Genomic DNA, 8,138 nt, shown 5'->3' on the forward strand with positions numbered 1-8,138 from the left:
CCGACAACTCGCCCTTGCCCTTCTCTTGACGATCTAATGCAATCAACACACCCGCAAGTTGGGCATTGTGAGCATTAATAATTTCCATCGATTCACGAATAGCGGTACCTGCGGTGATCACATCATCCACCAGCATCACTTTGCCTTTTAGCTCGCTGCCCACCAAACTACCACCTTCACCATGGGTTTTGGCTTCTTTACGGTTAAAGCAGTAAGGAATATCTACATCGTGATGATCGCACAAGGCAACAGCGGTCGTTGTCGCAATCGGAATACCTTTATACGCTGGGCCAAATAACAAATCGAATTCAATGCCCGAGTCCATTAACGCTGCTGCATAAAAGCGCCCTAAACGTGCTAAGTCTTTACCCGTATTGAACAATCCAGCATTGAAAAAGTACGGGCTCGTACGGCCAGATTTAAGGGTAAACTCACCAAAACGTAATACTTGGCGGGCTAAAGCAAACTCAATAAATTCGCGTTGATAGGCTTTCACGGTTATTCCTCTTTCATCAAATTTTAGATTAAAAAAAAGGACCGTAATCGGTCCTCATTTTTCAACAGCATATTAACTTAATGCAGCTTTTTGCACATCGACAATTTCGCGAATACTGTTTTTAGCTAACACTAACAACTCAAGTAACTCTTCATGGCTAAATGGTTCGCCTTCTGCAGTACCTTGAATTTCAATAATCTTACCGGTTTCTGTCATCACAACGTTCATGTCAGTTTCAGCAGCACTGTCTTCAATGTATTCTAAATCACTGATCGCTTCGCCTTTGTAAATACCAACACTAACAGCAGCAATTAAAAACTTAAGTGGGTTAGCTTTAATAATGCCTTTACCACGCGCCCAGTTAAGTGCATCAACTAACGCCACACAGGCACCAGTAATAGCCGCAGTACGCGTACCGCCATCGGCTTGAATAACATCACAATCGATAACGATAGTGTTTTCACCTAACAACTTCATGTCTACTGCGGCACGTAATGCACGGCCAATTAAACGTTGAATTTCTTGGGTACGGCCAGACTGCTTACCACGAGCCGCTTCACGGTCCATGCGGCTGTGAGTTGAACGCGGTAACATACCGTATTCAGCGGTTACCCAACCTTGGCCTTGGCCTTTAAGAAAACGTGGAACGCCTTCTGTGAAACTTGCTGTACATAATACTTTTGTGTCGCCAAACTCAACTAAAACAGAGCCTTCAGCATGTGCAGTAAAAGAACGCGTAATAGTGATAGGGCGAGTTTGAGCTGGTGTACGGTTACTTGGGCGCATGAAAAGTCCTGTAGTCGAATTCATATCATATTTGAGCCCATATTATAGAGCTTCACGCCGTTAGATGCCATGGTAAGCAGCGATAAGCGACAAATCTATCGACTAATCCTTTAATCCGGTCGGTTAAAACGGCTATAATCAACTCACATTCGCGTAATAATATAACAGGACACTTCATGATCCAAAGCATGACAGCCTACGCTCGTATCGAGCACAAAGCACAATGGGGCACCGCCTCATGGGAAATCCGTTCAGTCAACCAGCGCTACCTAGAAACCTACCTGCGCCTACCTGAGCAGTTTCGCAGCTTTGAACCTGTCTTACGCGACCGCTTACGTAAACGCCTTAATCGCGGCAAAATCGAAGTTAATTTACGTTACGAGCTCGCCGACAACAGTAGTAATGAATTACAACTGAATCAAGATTTAGCCAAGCAGTTATTAAACGCAGCAAACTGGTTAAAACAAGAAGCAGGACAAGGCGAACTTAGCTTAACTGAAGTGTTGCGTTGGCCTGGCGTTCTATCTGCAGCAGAGCAAGATATGGATAGCGTAGGTGCCGATTTAATGATCGCGTTTGACAGTGCTATCGATCAGTTTATCGAAGCTCGCGGCCGTGAAGGTGAGGCTATTAAAGACATGCTACTAACCCGTTTAGACGGCGTAATGGAGCAAGTGAACGTTGTGCGTGAACACATGCCAACCGTGATGCAGTACCAACGCGACAAATTAACTAACCGCTTAGCCGATATCGTAGGCGAATTAGACCCTGCCCGTATCGAACAAGAAATGGTGTTATTGGCGCAAAAGCAAGATGTCGCCGAAGAAATGGACCGCCTTGAAGCTCATGTAACAGAAGCTCGCCGTATTCTTAAGAAAGGGGGCAGCGAAGGCCGCCGTTTAGACTTTATGATGCAAGAGTTTAACCGCGAATCAAACACCCTAGCCTCAAAATCAATCAGCGCAGAGATCACCTCAGCCGCAGTTGAATTAAAAGTATTGATTGAGCAAATGCGCGAGCAGATCCAAAATGTAGAATAACGTTTCTCCCTGCTCTCAAATGCTAAAAAATCCGTAATGACAAATGTTATTACGGATTTTTTGTTTTTAGCGCTTTGTGTGACGGTTTCCTATTGAGTGAAAAAGTAGGACTAAAATGGTGACTAATTTGATTCGTCATAACGGTTAAAAAATCTAGTTATTCATTTGAACTTAAGCTAATACATATCAATGTCAATTATGCATCAATGTGCTAGAGCCCAAAGCACATAAGGCATTGAGCAATTAAGTTAGGCCAATTTCGCCCCATTTAATAGACAAGCAGATCGCCATCAACTACCCTCATATATGCCGTTAAAATAAACAGTATCTCGTTAAGAACAGTTATTAATGGCAATGAAGGGATAACAAAGCAGGGGGCCGAAAAATGAAAAATATTTTTGTTTTTGGTGCGGACGAGTTCAACCTTTCCCTAATGCGTTCGCTCGATTCTGCCCATGAATATTGTTTTCATGAGCTTTATCAATATTCAGAGGTAAAGACAGGAAAAGAATTTCCGGTCGAAACCTTGTATGAAGGCGCTTTAGCGCGATTGAATAGCTATCCTGGCTCCGTAGATGCCATTGTTGGCTATTTGGATTTCCCCGTTAGCACCATGCTCCCTCTATTGTGCCAATCTTTAGGCTTACCCTCTCCCAGCTTTGAAGCAGTACTCAAATGCGAGCATAAATACTGGAGCCGGTTGGAACAGCGCCGAGTCATCCCAGAATACATCCCAAACTTTTGCTCGGTTGATCCTTTTAAAGATGATTATAAGCAGCAAATCACCCTCGATTATCCTTTCTGGCTTAAGCCGGTAAAAGCGGTTTTATCACACCTTGGGTTTATGGTGCGTAATGATAGTGAACTCGAAATGGCGATTATGGATACCCGCAAAAAAATCTACTGCTTTGCCAAGCCGTTCAACTACTTACTCCAATTTGCCGACTTGCCAGATGAAATTGCCGCTGTTGATGGCTATCACTGTATCGCCGAAGGAATAATCTCCCATGGCCAGCAATGTACGCTTGAAGGCTATGTTTTTGATGGCAAACTGTGCGTCTATGGAGCAGTTGACTCAATACGTGAAGGTGAGCATGGTTCCAGCTTTTCTCGCTATCAATATCCATCATCAATCCCACAGACGGTTCAGGACAAAATGATCGCCGTCACCGAGCGCTTCCTTACCGCTATCGATTTTGATAATGGTCCATTCAATATCGAATATTACTGGGACAAGGATAGTGACCATATCTGGTTGCTGGAAATTAATACCCGTATTTCCAAGTCCCATTCGCCATTATTTCGCAACGTCGATGGCAAGTCACATCACCAGGTAATGCTGGATTCGGCCTTAGGTAAACAACCTGTATTTCCCCATCGTAGAGGTTTATATAAATATTCGGCCAAGTTTATGTGGCGCACACATACAGATGCACTGGTAAAACGGATACCCACAGAGCAAGAAATACAGGCCATTACCCAGCGTATCGCGGGCACTGATATTCTGCTGCATGTTCGTGAGAGAATGCGCCTGTGTGAACTTAATTATCAAGACAGTTACAGCTACGAGATCGCAACTGTATTTATCGGTGGTGATAGCGAACAGGAACTGTTGCAGAAATATCATGATGTACAACAGGCATTACCGCTGGAACTTGTACCACTGCTTTAAATGACCTGCGCGATAACCATAAGGAGGAAATATGACGGCTGCCAAGCACTGCGCATACAAAATCCGCCATATCGAACATTGCTGGATCCCGATGGCCGACGGCATTCGTCTTTCAGCCCGCATCTGGATGCCAGAAAATGCTGAAACTGAGCCTGTGCCTGCTATTTTCGAGTTTATTCCTTATCGTAAACGTGATGGCGTCAGATTACGTGATGAAACCATGCATCCATATTTTGCCGGACACGGCTATGCCTGTATCCGTGTGGATATCCGTGGTAGTGGCGACTCTGAAGGTGTGCTGACGGACGAATATCTGCAGCAGGAACTCGACGATGGTATCACTGTTATTGAGTGGCTTGAGAAGCAACTATGGTGCGACGGCAATATTGGCATGTATGGGATCTCATGGGGGGGATTCAATGGCTTGCAAATTGCGGCAATGCAACCACCGCAACTTAAAGCTATCGTCAGCGTTTGCTCTACTGATGATCGCTACGCCGATGATGTGCACTATATGGGAGGCTGCCTGCTCGGTGATAATCTTTCTTGGGCCTCGACGATGTTTGCTTACAACTCTTTACCTCCGGATCCACAAATTGTCGGTAACAAGTGGCGCGACATGTGGTTTGAACGCCTTAAAGGCAGTGGCTTATGGCTCGATACTTGGCTTAATCATCAACACCGTGACGAATATTGGCAACATGGCTCAATTTGCGAAGATTTTTCTAAAGTACAGATCCCAGTCATGGCTGTCAGCGGCTGGGCAGATGGCTACAGTAATGCAGTTTTTCGGCTGCTCACCAACTTACCTGGTCCGAGACAAGGATTAATTGGCCCCTGGAGCCATAAATACCCGCATATTGGCGTGCCCGGCCCTGCAATTGGTTTTTTGCAGGAATGTCTGCGGTGGTGGGATAAATGGTTGAAAGGAATTGAGACCGGCATTATGGACGAACCCATGCTGCGGGCATGGATGCTGGACAGTATGCCTCCGTCAACGTCTTACCATCAACGCTTTGGCCGCTGGGTCAGCGAACCATCTTGGCCGTCATCCAATATTGGTACACTTGCCTTCAAACTTGATAAATATCGATTGGTAGATGAATTCGCAGAAGTTGCTGAGGAAGAACTGTGCTTGCAGTCGCCATTAAGTAATGGTCTGTTTGCGGGTAAATGGTGTTCATATAGCACAACACCAGATCTTCCCCATGATCAGCGTGAAGAAGAAGGCGGCGCGTTAGTTTTCACAAGTGAAGCTCTGGACACCTCGCTTGAGATCATGGGCGCGGTGGTAATCGAGCTAGAAATATCGGCCAGTAAGCCAATGGCAATGATCGCTGTGCGTCTATCGGATGTGCATCCAGACAACAAAAGCTCGAGAGTAACATACGGCCTGCTGAATCTGACCCATAGAGATAGCCATGAAAATCCGACTCCACTGCAACCAAATAAGCGCTATTGGGTAAAGCTTCAGCTTAACGGTATCGCGCAGACCTTCCCTAAGGGCCACCGGATCCGAATTGCAATTTCTTCCTCTTATTTTCCGCTAGCTTGGCCTCCAGCAGAGTCGACACAACTCAAGATTTACACTGGTTGCAGTCGGGTGATATTGCCGAGTCGAATCCCACGTGAAGAAACGATAACTTTCCTTGATCCTGAGGCTTCCGTAAGTGGTGCCAAGCAGCAACTTATAGAAGGACATCATAACTGGCGAGTAATCCGCGAACTGGACAAGGATTTGTCTACTTTAGAAGTCATTAACGACAACGGTACTTACCTCCTCGAAGATATCGACTTGATTGTGAATCGCGAAGCGAATGAGTGGTACTCCTATCAGCGTGATGACTTTCAATCGGCACAGGGTAAAACTCTCTGGCGATGGGGGTTTAAGCGAGGTGACTGGGCTGTAGAGACCGTCACTCGAACCTTACTGCACTGCGATGAGTTTTATTTTTATCTGGATGCAGAACTAGACGCTTATGAAGGAGACAAGCGCGTTTATTCGCAAAACTGGAACCTTCGTATTAATCGTAACTTGGTTTGATATTGAAGTGGGTATTTAGGCCGGTATTCTGTATCGCCTCAATAGATCCTCGTATTATTCACAATCACGTTGCCACTACACACAACCCAGAACGATGTACTAAAGGCATTAAGGACGAAACAAGTACAGAAACAAACTTAACCTATTTGGGCTGCATATCGGTACACCGATATGCAGCCAACTGCGGGGAAATGATTAAAGACAGGGATACCAAATTAAGCCGTTTGAAAATGCTAAAACAGACTAAAAAAAATTTTATCTATCCGCGCCAGCATTAACCAGCCTTATCACCAACTGCTTGTGTACTCTGAGGTAAATTTCAGTCTACAATGCCATGCATCACTTGTGCATCTATACGCATTAGCACTTACAGCAAAGGCCTTTAATGACCAATCCCTACTCAGCTAAACAGTGGCTCCAACTCAATATGCAGCAGCAAGGTTTATTACTGCCTTTGGAGTCATTGCCAAAGCTTGTCCAGCAATTAAGTTATGTGCAAATTGACTCTATTAATGTGGTTGAACGCGCGCATCATCATGTATTACACAGTCGCCTGCCCGAATATTCTGCCACCATGCTAGATGCAGCAATGGGCGATAAAACCGTGTTTGAGTACTGGTCCCATGCGGCTGCTTATCTGCCTATTGAAGACTACCGTTTTAGCCTGTACCGCAAACAGCAATTACAACAAGGTGGTAAGCATTGGTTTGAGCCCGAACATAAAGTCATGCGCGAAGTTAAAGCCCGTATTAGCGCCGAAGGTCCATTAAAAGCCAGTCAGTTCACCCATGAGTCAGACACTAAAAATGGCACTTGGTGGGATTGGAAACCAGCTAAAAAAGCGCTTGAGCAGTTGTTTATGCAAGGCGAGTTAATGGTTGCTAAGCGCGACAAGTTTCAAAAGGTGTACGACTTAACAGAGCGAGTACTCCCAAAGCACATCGACACCACAGCACCTAGCGATACAGAATTTGCCCAACACTTGATTCAGCGTTATTTATCGGCGCATGGTTTTGGTAATTTGCAGCAAATACAATATTTACGCAAAGGCCTCAAACCTCTACTCAGCCAAACATTAGCGCAACTGTGCGAACAAGGTGATATAGCCAGCTTTACCGACCCCAGCGCCAATACACAACACGTTTACTTCTACCAACCTACGCTCACCTTACCCACTGCTATTCCCAATAAAGTCTGGCTACTTAATCCGTTTGATAATTTAGTCATTCAACGCCAAAAGCTTAGGCAATGGTTTGGGTTTGATTATCAAATAGAAGTGTATGTGCCTGAGGCTAAACGCCAATTCGGCTATTATTCACTGCCCATTCTATGGCGTGACGGTTTTGTTGGCCGCGTGGATGTAAAAGCCGACCGTAAAAACCAATGTTTGTTACTGCAAAACCTGCACATTGAAACGAGCACATTGACGAACCAACATGATGAATTAAATGATAAGGCGCATTTTGTTTCTGCGTTAATCGAGGCCATTAATCACTACTGCACATTCAACAACTGCCAGCGTTGGCAGCTAATACAATGTAACGATAAAACGATTGCTAAAATGTTACTCAAAGCAAGTCAACAGAGTAGTTAACGGCATATTCTGTACTTCGAATACCGTTCCCCTCCCCGACAAAAGTGACGCAACACTATTTACGCAGCGGTATGTAATGTTGTTCACGTTTTAAACATTTATTACCACACCTAATTCAATAGCTTGAGTTACGTCACTAACCCCAAAGATGTAGTGGGATACCTTCAAAAGGCTAAAAATAATAACAACCTACATAAAAACCTAAGCGGGGAGAAAACACGATGTTTTATATACACATGCTGCTGTTATTAGCGGTGATATTTGTTGGTATTCGCCATGGCGGTATCGCCTTTGGTTTATTGGGCGGGTTAGGTGTATCGGTACTCGCATTTGTATTTGGCGTTGCACCAGGTGCGCCACCTATTAGTGTAATGTTAATTATTCTAGCCGTAGTGGCGGCTTCGGCGACGTTAGAGGCCACAGGCGGTTTAAAGCTGTTGGTAAAGTTTGCTGAAAAACTATTACGTAAACATCCAGAGCACATCGTCTTTTTAGGCCCACTATGT

7 protein-coding genes are annotated in these 8,138 nt (G+C 44.9%); 5 read left to right on the plus strand and 2 right to left on the minus strand.

Annotation, left to right across the window (positions count from 1 at the left end; genetic code table 11):
• Positions 1–496, minus strand: a 496-nt coding sequence (gene pyrE, locus CXF78_RS08155) for an orotate phosphoribosyltransferase (RefSeq protein WP_102036482.1), incomplete at its 3' end; no start/stop codon positions are given.
• A 72-nt stretch (positions 497–568) separates the two neighbouring features.
• On the minus strand, positions 569–1,282 hold the full coding sequence (gene rph, locus CXF78_RS08160) for a ribonuclease PH (RefSeq protein WP_011639245.1): 714 nt from the start codon (positions 1,280–1,282) through the stop codon (positions 569–571).
• Between the two features lie 176 nt (positions 1,283–1,458).
• Between rph and CXF78_RS08165 the strand changes: the two genes are divergently transcribed.
• From CXF78_RS08165 to CXF78_RS08185, 5 genes are all read left to right on the plus strand, one after another.
• Positions 1,459–2,322, plus strand: a complete 864-nt coding sequence (locus tag CXF78_RS08165) for a YicC/YloC family endoribonuclease (protein WP_102036483.1) — start codon at positions 1,459–1,461, stop codon at positions 2,320–2,322.
• A gap of 385 nt (positions 2,323–2,707) precedes the next feature.
• Complete coding sequence (locus CXF78_RS08170; RefSeq protein ID WP_102036484.1) at positions 2,708–3,994, plus strand: ATP-grasp domain-containing protein; 1,287 nt, start codon at positions 2,708–2,710, stop codon at positions 3,992–3,994.
• Positions 3,995–4,025: 31 nt separating this feature from the next.
• On the plus strand, positions 4,026–6,038 hold the full coding sequence (locus CXF78_RS08175; RefSeq protein ID WP_102036485.1) for a CocE/NonD family hydrolase: 2,013 nt from the start codon (positions 4,026–4,028) through the stop codon (positions 6,036–6,038).
• Positions 6,039–6,423: 385 nt separating this feature from the next.
• Positions 6,424–7,632, plus strand: a complete 1,209-nt coding sequence (locus CXF78_RS08180) for a winged helix-turn-helix domain-containing protein (protein ID WP_102036486.1) — start codon at positions 6,424–6,426, stop codon at positions 7,630–7,632.
• A gap of 221 nt (positions 7,633–7,853) precedes the next feature.
• Positions 7,854–8,138: anaerobic C4-dicarboxylate transporter family protein (locus CXF78_RS08185; RefSeq protein ID WP_308302243.1), on the plus strand; the 285-nt coding region annotated here is incomplete at its 3' end.

This window comes from Shewanella sp. 11B5, from assembly GCF_002836795.1.
Lineage (GTDB): Bacteria > Pseudomonadota > Gammaproteobacteria > Enterobacterales > Shewanellaceae > Shewanella > Shewanella frigidimarina.

Coding starts and splice junctions, on each gene's coding strand:
- rph (WP_011639245.1), bottom strand. CDS start 1,282: ATGCGCCCAAGTAACCGTACACCAGCTCAAACTCGCCCTATCACTATT.
- CXF78_RS08165 (WP_102036483.1), top strand. CDS start 1,459: ATGATCCAAAGCATGACAGCCTACGCTCGTATCGAGCACAAAGCACAA.
- CXF78_RS08170 (WP_102036484.1), top strand. CDS start 2,708: ATGAAAAATATTTTTGTTTTTGGTGCGGACGAGTTCAACCTTTCCCTA.
- CXF78_RS08175 (WP_102036485.1), top strand. CDS start 4,026: ATGACGGCTGCCAAGCACTGCGCATACAAAATCCGCCATATCGAACAT.
- CXF78_RS08180 (WP_102036486.1), top strand. CDS start 6,424: ATGACCAATCCCTACTCAGCTAAACAGTGGCTCCAACTCAATATGCAG.